This is a genomic window from Deltaproteobacteria bacterium (genome assembly GCA_016183235.1).
GTDB lineage: Bacteria > UBA10199 > UBA10199 > DSSB01 > JACPFA01 > JACPFA01.
In genome coordinates, this window is sequence record JACPFA010000008.1 from 32,380 (window position 1) to 52,760 (window position 20,381).

The window sequence follows — 20,381 nt, forward strand, 5'->3', positions numbered from 1 at the left end:
AGGATTTATGAAGAATAGCGCTTCAAGTCAAGGGATACGAACCCCCTTTAAGAAGACATTAAAAAATATACGAATTGTGGATTTTTCCCGATTGCTTCCTGGCCCCTTCGCCAGCTCAATCCTGGCTCAAATGGGCGCAAAGGTCACTTGTGTGCTGCCGCCCACCTCGGATCCCTTGCTTACGGAATATTCGCCCTTTGATTGGTTAAGAAAGGGTAAAAAATTTTTAACCGCTGATTTAAAAAATAAGACAGATCAAAATAAAGTGCGCAAGCTTATTGCTGAAGCGGATGTAATGTTAGAGGGCTTTCGCCCTGGGGTGTTAGAACGTTTGGGTTTTGGTTTTAAGCAGGTAAAAAAATGGAATGCGAAGCTGCTTTATTTTAGCATGACCGGTTATCCACAAGGGAGCGCCCAATTTGAAAAGGCGGGGCATGATTTAAATTTTTTGGTGGAATCGGGGGTGTACCAATATTTTTATGATGCGAGTTCTAATAAAATCCCAGCGCTACAATTGGCTGATTTGGCAGGTGGATATTTACTCGCCCTTCAAGTTTTGAGTGGTCTTTTTGAACCTGCCAAAAAACGCAAAGCCAAACATGTTTATAGCAGCATTTTGGAAGGCATGCAGTTTATGCAAGCCTATTTAGCCGGGGCCGAACATCTCATCCCCATCCTTTCAGGGGGGCTGGCCCGTTATCACATCTATCATACCCTCGATCACAAACGCCTGGTAGTTGCGGCCATCGAGCCCAAATTTTATCAAACATTTTTGAAAAATATTGGCCTCACTCATATCAAAAACGACGACCCTTTAGCCATTGAAGCCATCACCCAAACCATCGCCACTAAAACTCTGGCCCAATGGAAAGAACAGCTAAAAAACATCGATGCCTGCTTAAGTTTTTTAGAATGAAAAATAAACTAGGCATTGTTATTGTGGGTTTAGGGCGAGCAGGTTTAGCAAGGCTGCGCGACCTTCAATCGTGCAATGATTGTCAATTAGTAGGCACCGTTTCTAGGCGAGAAATGGGCAATATGACTTTTGAAGATGCTTTAAGTTCACAAGCTGTTGATGCCATTATTTTAACTACCGAAAATAAAACTCATTATGAATTTGCTCGTGCTGCTTTGCAGGCAAACAAGCATGTCTTAGTAGAGTTTCCCCTATGCTTAACCCATGCCCAAGGTAGCGAGTTATTCGAATTAGCACATCAACATCATCGAGTACTTCAGGTGGAGCAGATCGGTCTTTTGACGCAAAACCATGCTTGGCTTAAAAATCAATGTAAGACACAAGCCATCGCAGCCATTAATTTAGAAGCGGGGGGCGATTTACAAGGTTGGGTAGAACAAGCTTATCGACAAGGGAGTGTAGGGCATTTGTGTGTTGGGAGATTGCATGTCCTGTTTGATTTAGACCATATGGCTCACCTTCAAACAATTGATTATAGCGAAACCCAGGATGGCTTTGATTTAAAAGTTGATTTTATTTCGCAAAAAATTTCTAAACTCAATCTTCATTATCAGCGGCGAAAAGACCTTACGAGATTCCAACAAGTTTGTTTAACAACAGTTAAGGGTGACAAATTAATTTCACCTCTTAAAAAAGAAACCAAAGGGCTTTTTTTGCGAGATTTTCAATGTTTTTTAAACCGCCTCCACGGCCAAGGCATGCCCTATGTTTCTGATCAAGCCGTTCTGCAAGTTTTACAATGGGCCGATGCTATTGATGATGCGGTCAAAAAATTCCGCGATTAACGGCCTCGCACATTCCGGCTTTCCACAAGCATTCTATATCATGAGCATAAACTGAGCTTAAAAGAATAGGCCGGCTGGTGTTGAAACCTTCTTGATTAAAGAAACTACAACGAATAATTTCGGTAGGTACAAATTGGGTGCGCCATTGGGGGCGTTCCATAGGAATGACAATCATGGAGTGAGTTTCTCGTTCATAATTTAAATAGTAGTTTGGGAGATCGCCCAAAAGCTTGGCCTCTTTTTCATTTTTAAAAAGGCTTCCTTTAGGAAGAGCGGTAGTAGGGTGGTCAAACTTGATCTTCAAATCTAAATTGGCTTGATTGTAAATGGTCTTGAGTTGAATGTGTATTAAATGAGGGTTTTTGTTGATGCGGGCATCAGCAAGTTGAAAATAATCATGGGTGAAAAAATTTCCAAAGATAGAAAACACTCGTTGATCAGTATCGCTGCGTAACGTTCGAAAGCCGCGCAGCAGTTTTCCGTTTTTTGTTTTGTAGCGAACTAACAAACCATAACTTGCTAAAAATAAATTTTTGCCTAGCCAACTGGGTAAAGAAGCAAGCCGTAAGGCTTCCATTTGAAATAGAGTTAAGTAGAGCAATCCATAATTTTTTTTATCACGATGGAGGGTTTCAAGCTTTAGACTCGGTGCCAGCCAAGGTTCTAAGAGAGCCGCCGGCAGGGCAAAGGTTAAAACTAGAGCTTCCCGTAAAAGTGCCTTGGTGGGAAAGCGGTGCCGCTTAAATAAATAGAGCATGCGAGTTTCTACTTGAGGCTAAGAGTAGGGTCAAGGCGTAACTCTCATCAGAGTCTTGATGTAATGCCTCAGTTTTAGGGGCCTTAGCTTTCTGAAACCCTTTGTGCGAGAGCGACGAGTCATGAGCGCTTAAAAAACATATGGTTTGTAGAAGCCTGTCCTGAGCCTTAGCGAAGGATCTCCTACGAACAAGGAGATCCCTCGTAAAACCTCGGGACAAGCTTCTAAACAAACGTGCGAATACGAGGAGCGGAGCACGGGTTGAGGAAAGCTAAGGCCCCTAAAACTGAGGCATTACTCCTTGATAAAATCAACAATTGATGATTTACAAGGCGTTCATATGGGAAAGATTTATCGATTAGCAATCATGCCCGGTGATTTTATTGGTAAAGAAGTTGTGATCGAGGAAATGCGGGTTTTAGAGGTTTTAGCCAAAAAATTTGGATTGCAGTATACGACCACACATTATCCTCATGGGGGCGAGCATTATGTCAAAACAGGGGAATTGCTGCCCGATTCTGTGGTATGTGAGTTGAAAGATCATGATGCCATTGTTTTTGGTGCCGTTGGTCATCCTCATTTGATCAAAGGTGAAGTGGAGCAGGGGATTTTATTAAAAATTCGTTTTGATTTAGATCAATATGTCAATTTACGCCCCGCAAAATTATATAAGGGCGTAGATGTTCCGATTAAAAAGTTACATCCCAGTTTGCCGGATGGCTATGAGCTCATTGTAGTGCGAGAAGGTACCAGTGATCTTTACACCGGCAAAGGTGAAGTTAAAAAAAATCAAGCAGGTGCTGTGGTTTATGCGACCCAAATCATGGAATATACTGATTTGCAGGTCGATCGAGTAAACCGCTATGCGTTTGAACTAGCTCGTCGCAAAAAATCTGAAACGGGCCAAGATTACCCCGTGGTGTTGGGTGGCAAATCCAATGTGCTGACCAACGTTTTTGCAAGCCTGTGGCAACCACGTTTTGAGGCCATGGGTAAGAGCGAATATCCTGATGTAAAAATACATTATCAACATATTGATGCCCTCAATGGCCCACTGCTGGTGAGCAGTTCGCCCGAGTGGTTTAATATTATTGTCACGGGTAATATGTTTGGCGATATAATCACTGATTTAACCGCGAGTTTATTTGGTGGCATGGGAGTGGGGGCTAGCGGTTGTATCAACCCCGAAGGCACTTCGATGTTTGAGCCCATTCATGGTTCAAGCCCCAAAGATTATGGCAAAGGCACGGTAAGCCCGATTGCCGCAATTTTAAGTGGGTCGCTGATGCTCAAAGAAATCGGTGAAAAAACCGCCGGCATTGCCCTTGAAAAAGCCGTTGAAAAAGTCTTGGCCTCTGGCAAAATTCCTAATCTTACTATTCACAGTGGTGTTTCTACTCGCCAGCAAGCCGACCTTATCATTCAAGAGTTACTTGTCTAAGACTGGCCAGGCTTTAGCCTCAGGGTCATTATAATGCCACCATTCGGTGGGAATAGACTTAAACCCGGCCTTCAGCATGGCCTCTTTTAGAATGGCCACATGGTTTTTAGCTAAGTCACTTGCCATGGGGTACCCATGATGGGCCTTTTCATTAAATTCATCATATTCCGAGGGCATCTCAACATCTTTGCCATCGAGGGTTACCAGGGTTAAATCAACTGCACCGCCCCTATTGTGCACGGATCCTTTGCTGGGGTTAGCGACATAACGGGAGTTGGGCATAATCGCCCACATCTTTTTTTGAACGGTGAGAGGGCGGTAGGCATCAAAAAGTTTGATGCGATAGCCTTGAGTTCGTAAAATTTCTGCAGCAACTTTTAATTTTTCAACCGAAGTTTTTCGCAAAAAAGCTACGGGTTCAGGGTAAACTGTTTGTTTCAAAAAATTGTTAGGGGTGGCATAACGAATATCAAGTACAATGTCGGGAATGATTTGCTTTACTTCGACTAAGGGGTTGTTATCTAAACCTTTAGTCTGCGCCCAAACGGCAACAGGAATAAAAAATAAGAGCAACGCGACGAAAATTTTATTCATGGTTGTGGCTTGAGGTCATATTGGGGGGTGGCCGGTTGGCATCGACCTCAATAATGGAATGAGTAATGTCGAGGTGATTGCCAACAAATTCTTTGGCTAGGTTGAGTTCAACCACTCGATACCATACTTCTTTGGGGCCTACTTTAAAGATATGGTTGATACATAGGCATTTAAATTTAAAACCTAGAGAAAATTCAGGGGGGTTAACGTAGTGAGGGGCAGCAAAAAAATGAAAGGTTTTATTCGTCGGATTTTGCATCACTAAAATAAATGTGGTCGTGCTACCGGGGATTAATCTTAAAGTGGAATCGCTAATTTCTTTTCCCACGGGGGCTAAGCTTAAATTTTTAACCGATTGAGTTTCCCACACAGTGATGGGGCGCCCCGCCGCAGGTTCATAAATTTTGACAGCAGGCAATTTACCAATATATTGCCACAGAATTTTAGTGCTTACGACTTCAGCAAAACCCGTCAGCGGAGTAAGTAAGAAAAATAGACTTATTGCAAATTGGCTAAAAAATTTTCGTGTCACAAATTACTCCAGTTTGAGTTCCAATTGTTTAAAGGTGATTCGTTGTTGAGGCTTGGTGTGAGTGACGATATATTGAGCCCCCATCTTTTTCAAGGTAATGTAGTCAATAAAAATAGATTGCTGTAGGGCTGGATCTTTATTGAGATTGCAATCGCGGCCACAGCCATTACAATCCATTTCAACTGGCGTTTTGGTGGTTTTTAAAAATCCAAAGATCTTAAGATCAAGTTGGTTGGTTTGAGATTTAATCACCTCGTAATTACCGAGGGCATAAAAATCGAGGTAATTAGCACCCTTTTCTGATAAACCATCCATGAACATACTGCCATCGCTGCGTAACCTTAGGTTCCAATTGCCAAAGCCCTTTGAGCCTTTTTCGGCACCCATTAAGTCGTTGTTCAAAATTTCAGCCACCCCTGCTTGGGTGAAAGAATTTGCATTCGATTGGTTTAAACGCTGAATATTTTGCAAGGGGTTTAACATAAACCACCCTTTGCCATCAAAAAACCGCAATTCGCTAACCACCAGGTCTTGGTATTGTTTGCCGGGGTAGGCCTCTTGAACAGTCATGGTTAGTTCTTTGCCAGTAAATGGTTTTGGTAAGGCAACATCTTGGAAACCCATAATATCTTTTAAAGTGACGGTCTCATGATAGCCATTGTCACCTTCCAATAAAAAAGTCTTAACGCGGGCATTGGAGAAACAATGAATGTCCGAGCGTTGGTAGCCATTCCATATTCTCAATTTTTCAACCGTTTCACCTTGGTCAAAATTAAAGCGCAAAGAAACACCAGTGGTTATTTTTGCTGTTGACCACGCATATTCAAAACGAGAATCAAAGAGATTCATCACATCATAATTTTGGTCGTAGGTATGGCTAGCTAAGGCCGTGCCTTTTACGACTCGAGGCACTTCAAAGGTATAGAGCGAGGCCGCATCTTCCTTTTCTTTGTAAATTTTGATGGCCTTAAGACAGAGTGGCGCGTTTTTTCTGAAATTAAAAGTGAGAGAGCGTGCAGTGAAAGGATAATTGGATTCAACCGTAGGCTTTAACTTAGTTAGTTCCCAACTGCCTTCATCAAAATTACGATAAACAACTATACTGTCATTCCATTCACCATTGCAGGGAATAACCTCAATTTTTTTAAAAGGAAAACTTTCGTCGGGGTAGAGGTGAACTTTGACGTATTGAGCCTTTGGGTTGGCATGCCAGGGCTTTCCCTGAAAAATTTGCAGGGGTAGTTCTTGATCAATGCCGTTTGAAGCCACAAGGGACATGGAGATTTTGTTTTCAGCGTGGGAATTGGTAAGTGGAACAATGATGAACAATACAGTCAACAAACATAACCAAAATATTTTCATAAAAAACCTTTTTGCAAGGGGTTAAGGTGGTCTAGAATAAGGCGTGCCATTGCTCAATGTCAACAAATTTGGGTAGGATGCTTAAAATGCCACAAGATTTGCACACAAAAATAAAAAACTTCCCTCGTTCGTCAGGGGTGTATTTGATGAAAGATAAGGCGGGGCATCTTCTCTACATTGGTAAGGCGACTTCACTGCGAGATCGGGTCAAAAGTTATTTTCTAAAACAAGCCGGTGATCGGTATCAAATTAAATATTTGATGGCCAAGGTGGCCGACATTGACTTTATCGTCACCGACAATGAAAAAGAAGCATTGCTGCTTGAAAATACCTACATTAAAAAATATCAACCCAAATATAATTTCTTTTTAAAAGACGACAAATCTTACGTTAGTCTGGCCTTGTCGGTGCAGCACCCCTTTCCTCGCCTTTATAAGACACGCAAAATTTTAAAAGACGGGACCCTTTATTTTGGACCTTATTCCAGTGCTTATGCCTGCCAATCGGTGGTTGAATTTGTGGGGCAGCACTTTCGCCTGCGCACCTGCCAAGACCATGACTTTGCCAATCGCAGTAGGCCTTGCCTTATGTATCAAATTAAAAAATGTGATGCGCCCTGTGTGGGTTATGTTTCTCAAGCAAAATATGCCGAGATGATTCAACAAGTAAAATTATTTCTTTATGGTCGAGATCAAGAACTTAAAAATAACGTGAAGGCACAAATGTTCCAAGCCGCTGAGGCAGAAAATTTTGAAGAAGCAGCCAGGCTTCGCGATTTGCTAAAAGACATTGAACGTACTTTAGAAAAACAAAAAGTCGTTTCACACCAAGACTACGATTGGGATGTGTTAAGTTATGACCGGCAGCAAAACCAAGTGGTTATTTGCATCATGATGATTCGAGCCGGAAAGTTAGCCGACACTCATTTTATTCCCTTAAAAGTTTATGAACCCGATGAAGAATTTTTGTCAAAGGTGGTTGTGCAATACTATGGTGAGACAAAATTTATTCCACCCATTTTATTGTTTTCTCGCTTACCAGCCGATGTTGGTGCATTGGCTGATTTGTTATCAGAACGGGCAGGTTTAAAAGTTCAATTGCGATTGCCGCAAAAAGGTGAAAAATTAAAAATGGTACAATTGGCAGAAAAAAACGCCAAAACACAATTGATGCAACGTCAGCAAAGGCAATCGAATGTTGAACTCATTTTAGAAAACTTAAAACAAGCCTTAAATTTAAAAAATCTGCCACGGGCCATTGAATGTTACGACATCTCTAATTTTCAGGGGCAAGATTCTGTAGGTTCGATGGTAACTTTTGTGGAGGGTGAACCTTATAAACAAGGCTACCGCCGGTTCAAAATTAAAACCGTTGATCAGGCTAACGATTTTGCCATGCTTTATGAAGTATTACAGCGGCGAATTCAAAATATCATTCAGCATCCTAGCGACTCAAAATGGAGTTTGCCTGATTTGATCATTATGGATGGCGGCAAGGCTCAACTCAATGTTGCTTTGAGGTTATTCAAGGAATTAAATATCATTAATATTGATGTGGTGGGGTTAGCTAAAAGTCGAATCAAAGAGAAAAAAGGTAAAAAATTTAAAACCCAAGAACGGGTTTTTTTGCCCAATCGGCTTAATCCCGTTGTCTTAGCAAACAACAGCCCTGAATTGCATTTATTACAAAGAATCCGTGATGAAGCCCATCGCTTTGGGATTACTTATCATCGTCAATTACGGGATAATACAGGAATGAAATCGCAGCTTAAAGATATTAGGCAAGTAGGGCCTAAACGTATGCAAAAACTCTTAACAACCTTTGGCAGTATTGAAGGTATTCAAGCAGCGGATCCTATCGCACTTGCCAAAGTGGCTCGTGTTTCTTTACAATTAGCCAAAAGCATTAAGGAGCAGCTATGAATTTTAAGCGTTGGGTATGGATATTAATTCTCTTTAATTTGATGGGGGTTAAAACTTGGGCGAAAAATTGGGACCCTCGATTGGCCGAAGCCAATCATTTAGCCTTCCAGGGGAATTATGCATCGGCCTTAAGAGTGATTGAGTCGTATATTCAAAGTGCACCCGATGATCCTAATGGGTACTTTATTAAGGGGAATATTTTAGACTGGAAAGCTGCATTAACAGGGCAGGGGCGGGCTGCCCAAAAAGAGATGGTTGATTTATTAGAAAAAGCCAACGACAAGGCCTTTCATTATTGGGATAAAGATCAAGAAAATGTCGATAAGCTCATTGATTTAGGGCAAAGTTATTTGTTTTTAGGTCGCAAATATTCGGATGTAGGTTCTTGGATGAAAGCCGTGCTTACGGCCAAAAAGTGTCAAAAACATTTGGAAAAGGCGGTTAAAAAGGATCCTAGTCGAGTGGATGCCTTATTGAGTTTAGGTGGTTTTCATTATTTAGCCGATAATATCCCCAGTGGTGCCAGGTCTTTTCGAGGCTTGTTGGGGATTAAGGGGAGCCGCAGCCAAGGCTTAAGCGAACTCAACAAAGCATTGGGTGGGAACCATCCTTTTGTTTGGGATACAAAGTATGCCTTGTTTAATATTTATTTAGACTATGAAAAAAATGCGAGCCTTGCGTTTAATTTTATCCAAAATTTAGAAAAAGAGTTCCCCAATAATCCTGAATTTAAATTTCAAAAAGCACGGACTTATGAATTACAAGATCGAACCAAAGGCATTCAAAGTTTTTTAGAGTTAGCTGATTTTTGTCAAAAAAATCCCTGCCATAAAAATTATCTTTTCTTAGCCTATTACCATGCGGGTCGTTTGAACAAAGACTTAGGGAAAAATGAACCAGCCAAAGACCTATTTGCCAAGGCCATTAGCTTTGACACAGGGTTTTACTCTAATCTGGCAGCAGAGGCACATTATTGGCCGGGGTTATTAGAAGAAGCTGCAAAAAATTATCCCACCGCCATCAACAAATATAAAAAGGCTAAAGAAGTAAGAGGCATTTCAAAAGAGCTTAAAAAAAATATTCAAAACTCATTAGAACAGCTTTGTTCTCGCCCTGAAGTGAATCATCAATGTTGATGGATCAATTATTCTCATCATAAAAATTAGTATTTATAATTAGGCATTATTTTGTTACTAAATTAGTAACTTTATGATATATGAATAGCATGAGTAACAGGACCCTCTCAAAACGGGAATCGGACCTCATTTTGGCTCTTGAATGGGAAAAGAAGCAGATCATCAGTTTGAGGGAAATCAGCCAACGTCTCCGGTGCTCATCGGTCTATGCAAGAAAACTGGCCCATGTTTTATCTAAGAAGGGTTGGTTAGAGCGCCTCTTGCGAGGCCATTATTTACTCATTGGAGCGAATCGTGGGTCCAAAGGTATTCCCGAGATGAATCCTTATTTTATCGCAAGACTTCTTCGCATACCTTATTTTTTTGCGTATCGCATTGCCTGTATTCATTATGGCTTGCTGACTCAAATTCCATCGGTTATTCATATTTCTGCCACACGATTGAAGAGGCCTCTTGAGATTAAAAATGTCCGCTTTGAATTTATTACTCTCTCCAAGAAAAGATTTTTTGGATTTGAAGAGACGACCCTTTTTGGTGAAAAGGTAAAAATTTCGGATCTAGAACGCACTGTTTTGGATGCCTTAGACCGGCCAGATCTGGTGGGTGGTATTGAGGCTAGTGCGCAAGTTCTATTTGAGGCAAGAAAAGGCCTTAATAGTTCCAAATTGCTCGATTATCTCAAAAAAATGAATAACACTGCCTTGTCTAGGAGATTTGCCTATTTATCGGCAATGTTCAAAGTCAAGCTGAGCAAAGCTCTTCAAAATTATCTCAAAAGCCAAGTCGCAAGAAACCCGGCCTTTTTGGGTGAACCGAGCAGATGGGGAATAAAGGGTAGCCATAATAAAGATTGGAACCTGGTAATTAATGTCCCTCAGCAAGAGCTTATAGGGGAGATTCAAATTGTATGATGGAACAACGTTATGCGGATATGTTTGCTAATGGAGCACAAGTTCCTCTTGAAATAGCTGAAAGGGAAATTACACATAACTTATGTTTTAAAAGTTTTTGAAGAAACTCAAATTCTAAAGAAACTTGCGTTTAAAGGGGGTACAGCGCTTCGTAAATGTATCTATGGGAAAGAAACCCGATTTTCCCTTGATCTGGATTTTACAAGAATAGACCAGAAAACAAATCCAGATGACCTTATTCTCGAAGTGGTCCAAAATTTAAGGAAGTCGGCTTATGGAATTCAATTTAATGTAGCAGTGAAAGATTTTTATGTGACCGATGATCAATCTGCCTGTGGTGCAGTAATCCGTTATCGTCATGATTGGCATGAAGCTTTTTTTAAATTGGAAATCAGCCTTAGAGAAACACCTTCTTTACCTCTTGTCTCGATGCCACTCAAGGCGCAGGCTTATTTTAAGTATCTTGAGTTTTCTCCATTTTCTGTTCCTTGTTTGCAATTTGAGGAACTGCTGGCAGAGAAAATTCGAGCAGCCGCCCAGCGCGTTAGATCACGGGACCTTTATGATCTTGCTCAGGCTGCGGAGAAACCCTTTATTGCCAACTTGATCCGTGCTCTTACTGTGACTAAGTTCTGGAATGTTCGCGATATCTTTGATCCCCAAAGGTTTTTAGAAAAAATACAATCAAGTCGGTATGACTGGGATGATTTGAAACAGCTTCTTCGGAGAAGTGGAAGAATCGATTCCAAAAAATTGATTGGCAATTGCCAGCGTCGTTACCAATTCTTAAAAAACCTCACGGAAGACGAAAAAAGGATGATAGCCGATGCCAAACGACATCGCCTAAAAGAAGACTTCATTTTATCAAATTGCCATAATCTTTTTTGATTAAATTTAACTAAAGCTTCAATGCCATCTTATTGCAATAGGCTGGGTGGGTTGGGACTCCACAAATGTCAAATCTTTGACTCTTCAAAGGCTCGGATTCTTGTACAATTAGCTTTTTGTATCTCCATTTGATTCATCAAATTATAACTATCTAAAATTATTAGATAAAACAAACCCATTTCACTTAAAACTTTTAGGGTAACTGGTATGATAATTGCTGTGTCTTATTATTAGGGGGACCAGAGAATGAAGGGGGTTTTGTGAAACATATGGACCTAAAAATTTTAAATGTGGATGACCTAGAAGATTCAAGTGAACTTGAGCAAGAAACCGTAGCCTCGGTTCCAGCTACAAACCCTTGCAAAGAAATGGCCCAAGAATCGCAAGGCACTTTGTCTTGCGGTGGAGTTTATGTGCCTCGGGCCTTAGAGCCATCGCCTTTTCAACAAAAATACGGTGCACTTTATTTACCCAATGCTCGCCAACAAGTGATCATGCTAAAAAATACCAAACCCATTAGCATTAGCAATCTGCGTGGCCCTTACTTAGAAGCGGAAGAAACAGTTGAACGTTTCGTCGAAGAGGGCAATCCGGTTTTAAAGAAATTCTTTCGCAGCGATTGTAACTAAGTCTAATTAACCCAATTCACCCAAGCTTTACGAAACCCTTTGCGCGAGAGCGACGAGTCATGAGCGCTTAAAAAGCGTATGGTTTGTTGAAGTTAGGGTATGACCGGAGGGAATACACTAACTTCATACAAACCAACGTTTTTTAAGCGCGAATACGAGGAGCGGAGCGCGGGTTGAGGAAAGCTTGGGTGAATTGGGTTAATTAGACGACTTCCTGCCATTCGGGGAATGGTGTTGCAGCCCCCTGACTTGCTTCTTTAAATAAAGCCTGAACTTTTTTCGTAATAGTGCCAGGGTTCCCACTCCCAATCATACGATCATCTAATTCACGAATAGGCGTGATCTCTGCGGCGGTGCCGGTTACAAAGATTTCATCAGCGATATAAAGTTCATCGCGAGTAAGATTCGTTTCAATCACTTGAATTTTTTCTCGCTTGAGCAATTGAATGACCGAATCACGCGTGATGCCTTCTAGTGCGCTAGTAATGGGGGGAGTTTTGACAATCCCTTTTCTAACCGAGAAGAGATTTTCACCACTGCACTCGCTTACATTGCCTTGCGTATCGAGCATGATGGTCTCTTCATAGCCAGCCAGCATGGCTTCGCGTTTGGCTAAGATGGAGTTGATATAATTACCCACCGCTTTACTTTTGGTCATGGTGACATTCACATGATGGCGGGTAAAACTCGAAACTTTAGCGCGAATCCCATTTTTAACACCTTCATCGCCCAAATAAGTCCCCCATTCCCAAGCGATAATGGCCACGCGAATGGGATTATGCACCGCATGTAGGCCCATGGCCCCATCGCCCAAGAAAACTAAAGGTCTTAAGTAACCATGTTTGAGTTTATTAACTCGGAAAATTTCTTTACAGGCTTCGATCACTTCTTCTTTAGAAAAGGGGATTTTAATTAAGAGGATATGGGCAGAGTCATAAAGCCGGTCAATGTGTTCACGCAAGCGAAAGATCACACTTTTGCCGTCTGGCCGCTGATAGCAGCGGATGCCCTCAAAAACGCCCAAGCCATAATGCAAGGTGTGAGTGAGCACATGAACTTTGGCTTCATCCCAGGGCACCATCTTGCCATCGAGCCATATTTTATCGACTTTAGGGACACCGCCTACTTTTTCTTTTTGAGTCATTTGAGCCATCCTTGTAGTTTCTCTGAAAACGGTTTTTTTGCAACTCCTTTTTCAGTAATGATGGCGCTTAGCAGTTCGTGAGGGGTGACGTCAAAACTATAATTGAAGACGTTTATTTCTGCGGGGGCAATGGGGATGCCATTAAGATGGGTGACTTCTTCGGGGTGTCGTTCTTCGATAATAATCTGTTCTCCACTAGGGGTTTTTAGATCAATCGTAGAAGTAGGTGCCACGGCATAAAATGGGATGGCATGGGCCTTGGCTAAGGTTGCCACCCCATAGGTGCCAATTTTATTGGCCACATCACCATTGGCTGCAATGCGGTCGCTGCCCACAAAGACCCCGTGAATTTTCCCAAGCTTCATCAAATGGGCAACCATATTGTCGGTTATCAGTGAGGTGTGAATTCCATTTTTAGAAAGCTCCCAGCAGGTGAGCCTAGCCCCTTGTAAATAAGGCCTGGTTTCACTCGAGATCACTTGAAAAGTTTTTCCCTGGCGTTTGGCTTCATAAAATACCGAAAGGGCAGTTCCTTGCCCTGCCGTTGCCAATGCACCGGCATTGCAATGGGTAAGATAGGTTTTGCCATTTTCAATCAATTCAGCGCCCCATTTGCCCATGAGTCTGCACATCTCAATGTCTTCTGCTTCAATGGCCTTGGCTTCGTTGAGAATAACCTGCAGATTTTTAGGCTTAAGTTTTAAAATTCTTTCCACGGCCCAGGCTAAATTGACTGCGGTAGGGCGCGTAGATTTTAAGTAAGTAGCGGCTTGTTGAAGGTCTTCAGATTTCAATGCAGCCAAAGCCATGGCATAACCTGCCGCAACTCCAATGGCCGGCGCACCTCGTACCACCATATCTTTGATGGCAAGGCCCACTTCTTGGTAGGTTTGATAAGTGTGATAAATTTCTTGGGCCGGAAGTTTGCGTTGATCTAATAAAATCAGCTGATTATTTTTCCACTCAAGGGTTTTAAATTTAAGGTTCATTAAATTATTTAGATGGGAAAATAGGGCTTTTATAAAATAAATCTAGAATTTCATCGGGCAAGGGATCATTAAAATCATCAGTAATATTAATCTTACCTTTGGCCAGCCCAATCGGGCGTTGGTTTTTCTTTTTTTTAGGAATAGGGCGCACTTCGGCCACCGGGATATTATGCTTGCAAATCGTTAACACATCCCCTTCTTTTAGAGATTGTAAGTATTTGGAAAGATTAGTTTTTGCATCATGAATGTTAATATGCTTGTTCATAACGAGTTCAAATGTAGACTAATATTTGAACTAGGTCAAGATAGGCGCTTCTTTTCTAACTACTTTTTAGGAGCTTAATAATTTGTTGATACGCTTGATGGTTTTTTGAATGTATTTTTCGTCAAGTTTTTTCCCGAATAACTCTCGTAGTTCTTCAATGTCGCGACGATCTACGCTGCGGTTAGCCAGGGTTTTAAGAACAATGATGTCTTCAGGTGTGGCAATTCTTACGAATTTATCGCCAAGTTTTTTTTCGACGGCTCGATGAACAACGTCGGATCCTATATAATGGTCAGCATATAAAAGATCGATGGGAACTCCATCGACTTTGGCTTGTAGTTGGTATTCTCCTCGGGATTTTACAGGTATTTGGTGATTTGTTAAAAGATTTTTAATAATCTTTAGATCATCAACTAAGACATAAAAATCAATATCGACGGTATTAGCCCTTCCATTATAAAGCATCATGGCTAACCCACCAATCACGCAATAATTAATATCGTTGTTCTTAAAAAGGGTTGTTATCTTGATCAAGGCATTAAGCATCATATTTACTTAAGGCCTTTGAAAGTTTAGGATAGGATAGGTTTGAATTCCTTAATTCCAGAATCTCATAAACCGCAATGGGGTCTACTTTTCTGTTCAATTGGATTTTAGGAATAATAAGGTTAGATTTAGGGAGGTGCTCGCTTTTCTTGAGGATTATGCTTATAAGTTCTTCATAGTAAGGGTAGTGGCGATTTAGGACATAGAAAGTGCAGGAGGGTTCTTTCTTGATAATACCCGCCTTGATCAATTGATTTAAGGCTTTAAAGATCTGCGAGGGGCTTTTTTTTAGAACCTTGGCCAATCTTCTGCCACTGCATCCCCCTCGTAGACCTAAATACAATAAAACTTTCTCTTTGGCGGTACTGTTGAGGAGTCCTTTCATCGTGTATCTATTATATAGGTACACTTAATTTATTCAAGGACATTTTATACTGCTCAAAAAAATGAATTTTCATTTAGTTACTAACAAGTCCGTGGTGTGTCTAACATTTTGCTTCGGCTTTTGGCCTGCGACTGCGTCAGATTTCACGAAAAGTCCTCGACGTACCTATGGGTACGCCTCCGGGCTTTTCGCTCATCTTCCTTGTCTCGGCTCAAAATAATTTTTTCTTCAACAGATCGTTGACTACTTGGGGATTGGCCTTGCCTTTGGATTCTTTCATTACTTGGCCTACAAAAAAACCAAATAATTTATCTTTGCCCGATTTGTATTGTTGAACATTGTCAGGGTTGGCAGCTAGGACTTTATCAATAATGGCTTCAATGGCACTGCTATCCGAAAGTTGGCCACCCATTTTGTTGACAATGGTTTCGGCGCTTTGTTTTTCCGTGTGCATGGCCAAAATCACATCTTTGAGCATTTTGCCGCTAATGGTGCCTTTGAGGGTCATGGTGATGGCTTTGCCCAGTTCAATGGCTGGGATAGTCTCAAAAGGTTTTTCTCCTTTGGCAGCTAAGCCCAACATCTCGGTCATAATAATGTTGCTAGCCCTTTTGGCATCACCACATTGTTTCACCACTTCCTCAAAATAGAGGGCAACTTCTTTTTCAGCCGTTAGAACTTCGGCATCATAATGGGGAATAGCATAATCGCGTTCAAAGCGTTCTGCCTTTTGATGACCCAATTCAGGTAAGTTCTTTTGAATCTCTTTAAGCCAAGCGTCATCGATGATGAGTGGTAATAAATCAGGATCGGGAAAGTAGCGATAGTCGTGGGCTTCTTCTTTGCTGCGCATAGATTCCGTGATGCCTTTGGCAGAATTAAATAAGCGAGTTTCTTGTACCACACGGCCACCTTCATTTAATATCGCTTCTTGGCGGGCGACTTCATATTCGATGGCCTTTTCTACAAATTTAAAACTGTTGATGTTTTTTAATTCGGCACGGGTGCCTAATTTTTCTGAACCCACGGGTCGTAGGGAAACATTGGCATCACAGCGAAAGCTGCCTTCTTCCATGTTGCCATCACACACATCGAGATAAACTAAAATATTGCGCAAGTGTTTTAGATACGCGCTTGCTTCTTCAGAACTGCGAAGATCAGGGCTGCTTACGATTTCCACCAAGGGCGTTCCTGCGCGGTTAAGGTCGACATGGCTGGAATCAGGGTGGCCAAAGTCGTGTAGTAATTTCCCGGCATCTTCTTCCATGTGGATGCGCTGAATTTGCACTCGCTTCTTTTGATCTTTGACATAAAATTCTAAATAGCCATCTAAACAAAGAGGAAATTCATATTGGGAAATTTGATAGCCTTTGGGGAGGTCAGGGTAAAAATAGTTTTTGCGGGCCCAAATGCTGCGTTTTTGAACTTTGCAATGAGTCGCCAGGCCTGCTTTGATGGCATATTCCACAGCGGTTTTATTCAATACCGGTAACACGCCAGGTAGCCCCAAACAAACTGGGCAAGTGTTTTTATTAGGCGGTTCACCAAAAGTTGTTGGGCATGAGCAAAAAATCTTTGACTTGGTTTTGAGTTGAGCGTGAACTTCTAGCCCAATGACGGTTTCATATTGCGTCATAACGTAGGCCTCCTCTTATGCCAAACGGTGGCTTGTTCATAAGCAAAAGCTACGTGAAATAATTTTTCTTCGGCAAAGGGGCCAGCAATGAGTTGCATGCCAATCGGTAAATTTTGAGAATTAAAACCACAAGGCACGCACATGCCTGGCAAACCGGCTAAGTTAACATTAATGGTGTAAATGTCAGACAAATACATTTTTAAAGGGTCGTCGGTTTTTTCTCCGAGTTTGAAAGCGCAAGTGGGGGAGGTTGGAGTTACCAGGGCATCTACTTCTTTTAAGGCATTTAAAAAATCTTGTCGAATGAGGGTGCGTACTTTTTGGGCCTTCAAATAATAAGCATCATAGTAACCGGCAGAAAGCACATAAGAGCCGAGCATAATGCGCCGTTTAACTTCACTGCCAAACCCTTGTGTTTTGGATTGCTCATATAAATCCAACAAGGTTTCAATATTTTTAGCACGAAAACCATAACGTACCCCATCGTAGCGGGCCAGGTTGCTGCTCGCCTCAGCTGGGGCCAAGATATAATAAGTGGGTACGCCATATTCGGTGTGAGGCAATTGAACAGGTTTGACAGTAGCGCCCAGTTCTTTCAAAGTTTGTAAGGCTTGTTGCAAGGATTTTTCGATTTCTGGGTCCAGCCCTTCGGCAAAATATTCTTGAGGGATACCTAAGCGAATGCCCTTGAGGTCTTTTTTTAAGGCCGCAAGATAGTTGGGCACGGGCTGATTGACCGAGGTGGAATCTTTGGGGTCGTAGCCCGCAATGGTTTGCAACATTAAAGCACAATCGCGCACGTCTTTGGCCATGGGGCCCACTTGATCGAGCGACGAAGCAAAGGCAATAACGCCATAACGCGACACCCGACCATAGGTAGGTTTGAGACCCACAATACTGGTGAGGCTAGCGGGTTGACGGATTGATCCACCCGTGTCGGTGCCAAGGGTAGCATAAGAAATCCCTGAGCTGACCGCCGATGCAGAACCACCACTGCTTCCCCCAGGAACACGGTTTAGATCCCATGGGTTTTTGCAGGGGCCAAAATGTGAAGTTTCGTTACTCGAACCCATGGCAAATTCATCCATGTTCAGTTTTCCCGTGAGAATAATGCCAGCATTTAAAAGTTTCTGTACGGCCGTGCTGTTATAAGGGGGAATATAATCTCCCAGAATCTTGGAAGCACAGGTGGTGCGAACCCCTTCGGTTAAGAAAATATCTTTGAGGCCCATGGGTACCCCAAATAGTGGGGGCAAATCGCTAGCAGGATTTTTTGCTAAATGTTGATCAAGCTCTTGCGCCCTAGCCATGGCCTTTTCTGGGCATAGCGTGATAAACGCATTGAGTTGTGCATTCAATTTTTCAATACGTTTAAGTTGAGCGGCCGTTATTTCTTGGCAAGAAATTTCTTTGGCTTTAATTTTTTGATGAATTTCAAAAAGGGTGAGGTGAGCTAGTTCCATGGTTGACTCAAAACTTTAGATAACTTTGGGGACGCGGAAAAACCGGTCTTCGGTGTCGGGGGCTACTGCAAAGACTTTTTCTAAAATATCACAAGGGTGGGCGATGTCTTCACGAAAAATGGCTTGGGTATCGACAGCATGAGAAGTGGGTTCAATGTTACTCGTATTAAGTGAGTTAAGCTTTTCCACATGGTGTAAAATGTTTTGCAACTGTTCAGTATAAACTTGAATTTCTTCTTCTTTGAGTCGAAGCTTAGCGAGCTTGGCTGCCTTAATAACATCATCGCGAGAAATCATGGTTGCCTTTCGTTATTTGTTTTCAAAAACTTGTAAAACCTTTTTCAAAAAACCACTCTCTTGACCCGCTAACTCTTCTAGTTCGCCTTGGTCAAGATAAACTCCACCGCAAGAGAAACATTTGTCAATCGTAACCCCTCGATATAAAATAGCGTGAAGCTCCATGCCACATTTGGGGCAATGCATAAAATGAAGGTTTTTTAGCTGGGTTTTTTCTTTTTCAGCCATTTCTTTTTTGATTTTGTCAGTAAAGGCTTTGCGTTTTTCAATTTCTTGTTTGGCAAAAAATTCTTCTTCGGGGCTCTTTTTGGTGGCATCCATAGGTTGACTCCTTTATGATTGGATAAGAATATACTAAACTCAGTGAGCTACATACAAGCAAAACTATGTTGATACTTCCATCCCCCTTTGGGCAAATAGGATTTTTTGTTTTAGGCGCGTTGTGGGGTTCTTTTCTTAATGTATGTATTGTGCGTATTCCCCAAGAGCAATCCATTGTGTTTCCTGCCTCGCATTGCCCGCATTGCCAGCGGGCTTTAAGCTGGCATGAAAATATCCCACTTTTTTCTTACTTATTTTTAAGAGGGCAATGTCGCACCTGCCATCAAAAAATTAGTAGCCGTTATTTTTGGGTAGAATTATTAACCGCAGGTTTAGGATTATTAACCTATTATTATTTAACCCCTTGGCCGGTGGCCCTGCTTTATTTTCTGTTGTTGGTGTGTCCGTTGATTGTCTTGTCTTTTATTGATCTTGAACATCAAATTTTGCCGAATGTTATTACTTTGCCCGGTGTTTTGGTGGGATTGGTCGTACGACAGGCCCATCTTTATATACTTCATATAACCGAAGGGCCATTGCTGGATTTGAATAAGCTCATGCTGCAAACCCTGGTGGATTCTTGCATGGGGGTGTTAGTTGGAGCTGGCACTTTGTTTTTGCTCAGCGTGTTTTATCACAAAATTCGCAAGCGAGAGGGTTTAGGTTTTGGCGATGTGAAACTGGCGGCTATGTTGGGGGCATTTTTTGGCTGGAAACCCGTGTTTGTGATTTTTTTAATCGCATCGATTACCGGATCCATTGTGGGGCTTATTTATATTTTGTTTTCGAAAAAAGATTTGAAAGCGGCCATTCCCTTTGGGCCTTTCTTAGCACTCGGCGCCCTTTTTCAACTTTATTGGGGGCAGGCCTTTTTGCAAGCTTACTTCAAGTTTTTTAAAAATTTGATCCATTGACGATGTCATTGCGAGCGAGCCCCGTCGGCGAGCGTGGCAATCTTCCAATTCATCTGCAATTATTTACCACGTCTTTTCGAATCCGGCTTAAGGCTCTCTCAACCCCAAGCAAAGGGGTTTCGAGTAGCCTCTTCCCGCTTCGAAAAGACTTTTCCGTAAATATTTGCAGAGATATGAAAAGTTTTACTGAAGTCGGCTGAAGCTGGAAGGGGTTTGTCCCTGTCGCTTTGCTCAGGGTAAACTCCAGCTTTCACCACTATGGCTATAAAGCCGTGAAAGCCGAGACTTTGAGTGCGCCCAGGGGCCGTAACCCCTGGGGCGACTCAGGACCCCTGGAAGCTTCTGCCGACTTCAGTAAAACTTTTAAGTTTTATATATAATAAAGTTAAATTATATATAAATTATGCATAATTATATTATTTTTATGGGATTTTTAATAAAAAGATAATGACTTTCTTGAAATTAAGGCACATTTCGATTAAGATCAT

Annotated in this window: 22 protein-coding genes; 9 read left to right on the plus strand and 13 right to left on the minus strand. The window is 41.8% G+C overall.

The features are described from left to right. The first annotated feature begins 7 nt into the window (after positions 1-7). Positions 8-916, plus strand: coding sequence for a CoA transferase (locus HYU97_01315; GenBank protein MBI2335388.1), 909 nt, complete (start codon positions 8-10; stop codon positions 914-916). Continuing rightward, positions 913-1,761, plus strand: coding sequence for a Gfo/Idh/MocA family oxidoreductase (locus HYU97_01320; GenBank protein MBI2335389.1), 849 nt, complete (start codon positions 913-915; stop codon positions 1,759-1,761). The genes HYU97_01315 and HYU97_01320 overlap by 4 nt, the downstream gene beginning before the upstream one ends. Here HYU97_01320 and HYU97_01325 read toward each other — a convergent pair. After that, entirely contained in the window at positions 1,742-2,518 is a 777-nt protein-coding gene (locus HYU97_01325; protein ID MBI2335390.1) for a DUF2071 domain-containing protein, read from the minus strand. The genes HYU97_01320 and HYU97_01325 overlap by 20 nt on opposite strands. A 340-nt stretch (positions 2,519-2,858) precedes the next feature. Here HYU97_01325 and HYU97_01330 point away from each other — a divergent pair, with 340 nt between their 5' ends. Next, the gene (locus tag HYU97_01330) at positions 2,859-3,959 is read left to right on the plus strand and encodes a 3-isopropylmalate dehydrogenase (protein MBI2335391.1); all 1,101 of its coding nucleotides are present in this window, start codon (positions 2,859-2,861) and stop codon (positions 3,957-3,959) included. On the opposite strand, the gene HYU97_01335 is transcribed toward HYU97_01330, so the two are convergent. The 3 genes from HYU97_01335 to HYU97_01345 are packed head-to-tail and all read right to left on the minus strand — an operon-like array spanning position 3,948 to position 6,447. Continuing rightward, a complete protein-coding gene (locus HYU97_01335; GenBank protein MBI2335392.1) occupies positions 3,948-4,553 on the minus strand; it encodes a M15 family metallopeptidase in 606 nt (201 codons plus the stop codon). The two genes, HYU97_01330 and HYU97_01335, sit on opposite strands and share 12 nt — an antisense overlap. Beyond that, positions 4,546-5,085, minus strand: a complete 540-nt coding sequence (locus tag HYU97_01340; protein ID MBI2335393.1) for a hypothetical protein — start codon at positions 5,083-5,085, stop codon at positions 4,546-4,548. The genes HYU97_01335 and HYU97_01340 overlap by 8 nt, the downstream gene beginning before the upstream one ends. A gap of 3 nt (positions 5,086-5,088) precedes the next feature. Continuing rightward, positions 5,089-6,447 carry a hypothetical protein gene (locus HYU97_01345; protein ID MBI2335394.1) on the minus strand — a complete coding sequence of 453 codons (1,359 nt, stop codon included), beginning with the start codon at positions 6,445-6,447 and terminating at the stop codon, positions 5,089-5,091. Positions 6,448-6,533: 86 nt separating this feature from the next. On the opposite strand from HYU97_01345, the gene uvrC reads away from it, so the two are divergent. From uvrC to HYU97_01370, 5 genes are all read left to right on the plus strand, one after another. Next, positions 6,534-8,369, plus strand: coding sequence for an excinuclease ABC subunit UvrC (uvrC, locus tag HYU97_01350; protein MBI2335395.1), 1,836 nt, complete (start codon positions 6,534-6,536; stop codon positions 8,367-8,369). After that, complete coding sequence (locus HYU97_01355) at positions 8,366-9,505, plus strand: tetratricopeptide repeat protein (GenBank protein MBI2335396.1); 1,140 nt, start codon at positions 8,366-8,368, stop codon at positions 9,503-9,505. Before uvrC ends, HYU97_01355 begins: the two co-directional genes overlap by 4 nt. Positions 9,506-9,594: 89 nt before the next feature. Continuing rightward, on the plus strand, positions 9,595-10,416 hold the full coding sequence (locus tag HYU97_01360) for a hypothetical protein (GenBank protein MBI2335397.1): 822 nt from the start codon (positions 9,595-9,597) through the stop codon (positions 10,414-10,416). A 57-nt stretch (positions 10,417-10,473) separates the two neighbouring features. Next, positions 10,474-11,304 (plus strand): nucleotidyl transferase AbiEii/AbiGii toxin family protein, encoded by an 831-nt coding sequence (locus tag HYU97_01365; GenBank protein MBI2335398.1) that lies wholly within the window; start codon positions 10,474-10,476, stop codon positions 11,302-11,304. Positions 11,305-11,573: 269 nt separating this feature from the next. After that, positions 11,574-11,933, plus strand: coding sequence for a hypothetical protein (locus HYU97_01370; protein ID MBI2335399.1), 360 nt, complete (start codon positions 11,574-11,576; stop codon positions 11,931-11,933). 202 nt (positions 11,934-12,135) lie between these two features. Here HYU97_01370 and HYU97_01375 read toward each other — a convergent pair whose 3' ends face one another. The 9 genes from HYU97_01375 to HYU97_01415 all read right to left on the minus strand — a co-directional run bounded on the left by HYU97_01375 (position 12,136) and on the right by HYU97_01415 (position 18,979). Continuing rightward, entirely contained in the window at positions 12,136-13,077 is a 942-nt protein-coding gene (locus HYU97_01375; GenBank protein MBI2335400.1) for a branched-chain amino acid transaminase, read from the minus strand. Further along, positions 13,074-14,066: an S-methyl-5-thioribose-1-phosphate isomerase gene (gene mtnA / locus HYU97_01380; protein ID MBI2335401.1), complete on the minus strand. Its 993-nt coding sequence runs from the start codon at positions 14,064-14,066 to the stop codon at positions 13,074-13,076. The genes HYU97_01375 and mtnA overlap by 4 nt, the downstream gene beginning before the upstream one ends. A 4-nt stretch (positions 14,067-14,070) precedes the next feature. Further along, the gene (locus HYU97_01385; GenBank protein MBI2335402.1) at positions 14,071-14,331 is read right to left on the minus strand and encodes a type II toxin-antitoxin system Phd/YefM family antitoxin; all 261 of its coding nucleotides are present in this window, start codon (positions 14,329-14,331) and stop codon (positions 14,071-14,073) included. A 66-nt stretch (positions 14,332-14,397) separates the two neighbouring features. Then, positions 14,398-14,880 carry a nucleotidyltransferase gene (locus HYU97_01390; protein MBI2335403.1) on the minus strand — a complete coding sequence of 161 codons (483 nt, stop codon included), beginning with the start codon at positions 14,878-14,880 and terminating at the stop codon, positions 14,398-14,400. Further along, positions 14,870-15,262: a MarR family transcriptional regulator gene (locus HYU97_01395; protein ID MBI2335404.1), complete on the minus strand. Its 393-nt coding sequence runs from the start codon at positions 15,260-15,262 to the stop codon at positions 14,870-14,872. Before HYU97_01395 ends, HYU97_01390 begins: the two co-directional genes overlap by 11 nt. A 211-nt stretch (positions 15,263-15,473) precedes the next feature. Beyond that, a complete protein-coding gene (gene gatB, locus HYU97_01400; GenBank protein ID MBI2335405.1) occupies positions 15,474-16,898 on the minus strand; it encodes an Asp-tRNA(Asn)/Glu-tRNA(Gln) amidotransferase subunit GatB in 1,425 nt (474 codons plus the stop codon). Further along, on the minus strand, positions 16,895-18,361 hold the full coding sequence (gene gatA, locus HYU97_01405) for an Asp-tRNA(Asn)/Glu-tRNA(Gln) amidotransferase subunit GatA (protein ID MBI2335406.1): 1,467 nt from the start codon (positions 18,359-18,361) through the stop codon (positions 16,895-16,897). The genes gatB and gatA overlap by 4 nt, the downstream gene beginning before the upstream one ends. Positions 18,362-18,376: 15 nt before the next feature. Next, a complete protein-coding gene (gatC, locus tag HYU97_01410) occupies positions 18,377-18,658 on the minus strand; it encodes an Asp-tRNA(Asn)/Glu-tRNA(Gln) amidotransferase subunit GatC (protein ID MBI2335407.1) in 282 nt (93 codons plus the stop codon). Between the two features lie 12 nt (positions 18,659-18,670). Continuing rightward, positions 18,671-18,979: a zf-TFIIB domain-containing protein gene (locus tag HYU97_01415; protein MBI2335408.1), complete on the minus strand. Its 309-nt coding sequence runs from the start codon at positions 18,977-18,979 to the stop codon at positions 18,671-18,673. Positions 18,980-19,044: 65 nt separating this feature from the next. Here HYU97_01415 and HYU97_01420 point away from each other — a divergent pair, with 65 nt between their 5' ends. Continuing rightward, positions 19,045-19,893: a prepilin peptidase gene (locus tag HYU97_01420; protein MBI2335409.1), complete on the plus strand. Its 849-nt coding sequence runs from the start codon at positions 19,045-19,047 to the stop codon at positions 19,891-19,893. Positions 19,894-20,381 lie beyond the last annotated feature (488 nt).

Excerpts from the sequence above, each read along its gene's own strand:
- gatB (MBI2335405.1), bottom strand. The coding sequence starts at position 16,898 with ATGACGCAATATGAAACCGTCATTGGGCTAGAAGTTCACGCTCAACTC.
- HYU97_01415 (MBI2335408.1), bottom strand. The coding sequence starts at position 18,979 with ATGGATGCCACCAAAAAGAGCCCCGAAGAAGAATTTTTTGCCAAACAA.
- uvrC (MBI2335395.1), top strand. The coding sequence starts at position 6,534 with ATGCCACAAGATTTGCACACAAAAATAAAAAACTTCCCTCGTTCGTCA.
- HYU97_01345 (MBI2335394.1), bottom strand. The coding sequence starts at position 6,447 with ATGAAAATATTTTGGTTATGTTTGTTGACTGTATTGTTCATCATTGTT.
- HYU97_01370 (MBI2335399.1), top strand. The coding sequence starts at position 11,574 with ATGGACCTAAAAATTTTAAATGTGGATGACCTAGAAGATTCAAGTGAA.
- HYU97_01395 (MBI2335404.1), bottom strand. The coding sequence starts at position 15,262 with ATGAAAGGACTCCTCAACAGTACCGCCAAAGAGAAAGTTTTATTGTAT.
- mtnA (MBI2335401.1), bottom strand. The coding sequence starts at position 14,066 with ATGAACCTTAAATTTAAAACCCTTGAGTGGAAAAATAATCAGCTGATT.
- gatC (MBI2335407.1), bottom strand. The coding sequence starts at position 18,658 with ATGATTTCTCGCGATGATGTTATTAAGGCAGCCAAGCTCGCTAAGCTT.
- HYU97_01355 (MBI2335396.1), top strand. The coding sequence starts at position 8,366 with ATGAATTTTAAGCGTTGGGTATGGATATTAATTCTCTTTAATTTGATG.
- HYU97_01420 (MBI2335409.1), top strand. The coding sequence starts at position 19,045 with ATGTTGATACTTCCATCCCCCTTTGGGCAAATAGGATTTTTTGTTTTA.
- HYU97_01375 (MBI2335400.1), bottom strand. The coding sequence starts at position 13,077 with ATGACTCAAAAAGAAAAAGTAGGCGGTGTCCCTAAAGTCGATAAAATA.
- HYU97_01325 (MBI2335390.1), bottom strand. The coding sequence starts at position 2,518 with ATGCTCTATTTATTTAAGCGGCACCGCTTTCCCACCAAGGCACTTTTA.
- HYU97_01330 (MBI2335391.1), top strand. The coding sequence starts at position 2,859 with ATGGGAAAGATTTATCGATTAGCAATCATGCCCGGTGATTTTATTGGT.
- HYU97_01315 (MBI2335388.1), top strand. The coding sequence starts at position 8 with ATGAAGAATAGCGCTTCAAGTCAAGGGATACGAACCCCCTTTAAGAAG.
- HYU97_01390 (MBI2335403.1), bottom strand. The coding sequence starts at position 14,880 with ATGATGCTTAATGCCTTGATCAAGATAACAACCCTTTTTAAGAACAAC.
- gatA (MBI2335406.1), bottom strand. The coding sequence starts at position 18,361 with ATGGAACTAGCTCACCTCACCCTTTTTGAAATTCATCAAAAAATTAAA.
- HYU97_01385 (MBI2335402.1), bottom strand. The coding sequence starts at position 14,331 with ATGAACAAGCATATTAACATTCATGATGCAAAAACTAATCTTTCCAAA.
- HYU97_01320 (MBI2335389.1), top strand. The coding sequence starts at position 913 with ATGAAAAATAAACTAGGCATTGTTATTGTGGGTTTAGGGCGAGCAGGT.
- HYU97_01335 (MBI2335392.1), bottom strand. The coding sequence starts at position 4,553 with ATGAATAAAATTTTCGTCGCGTTGCTCTTATTTTTTATTCCTGTTGCC.
- HYU97_01360 (MBI2335397.1), top strand. The coding sequence starts at position 9,595 with ATGAGTAACAGGACCCTCTCAAAACGGGAATCGGACCTCATTTTGGCT.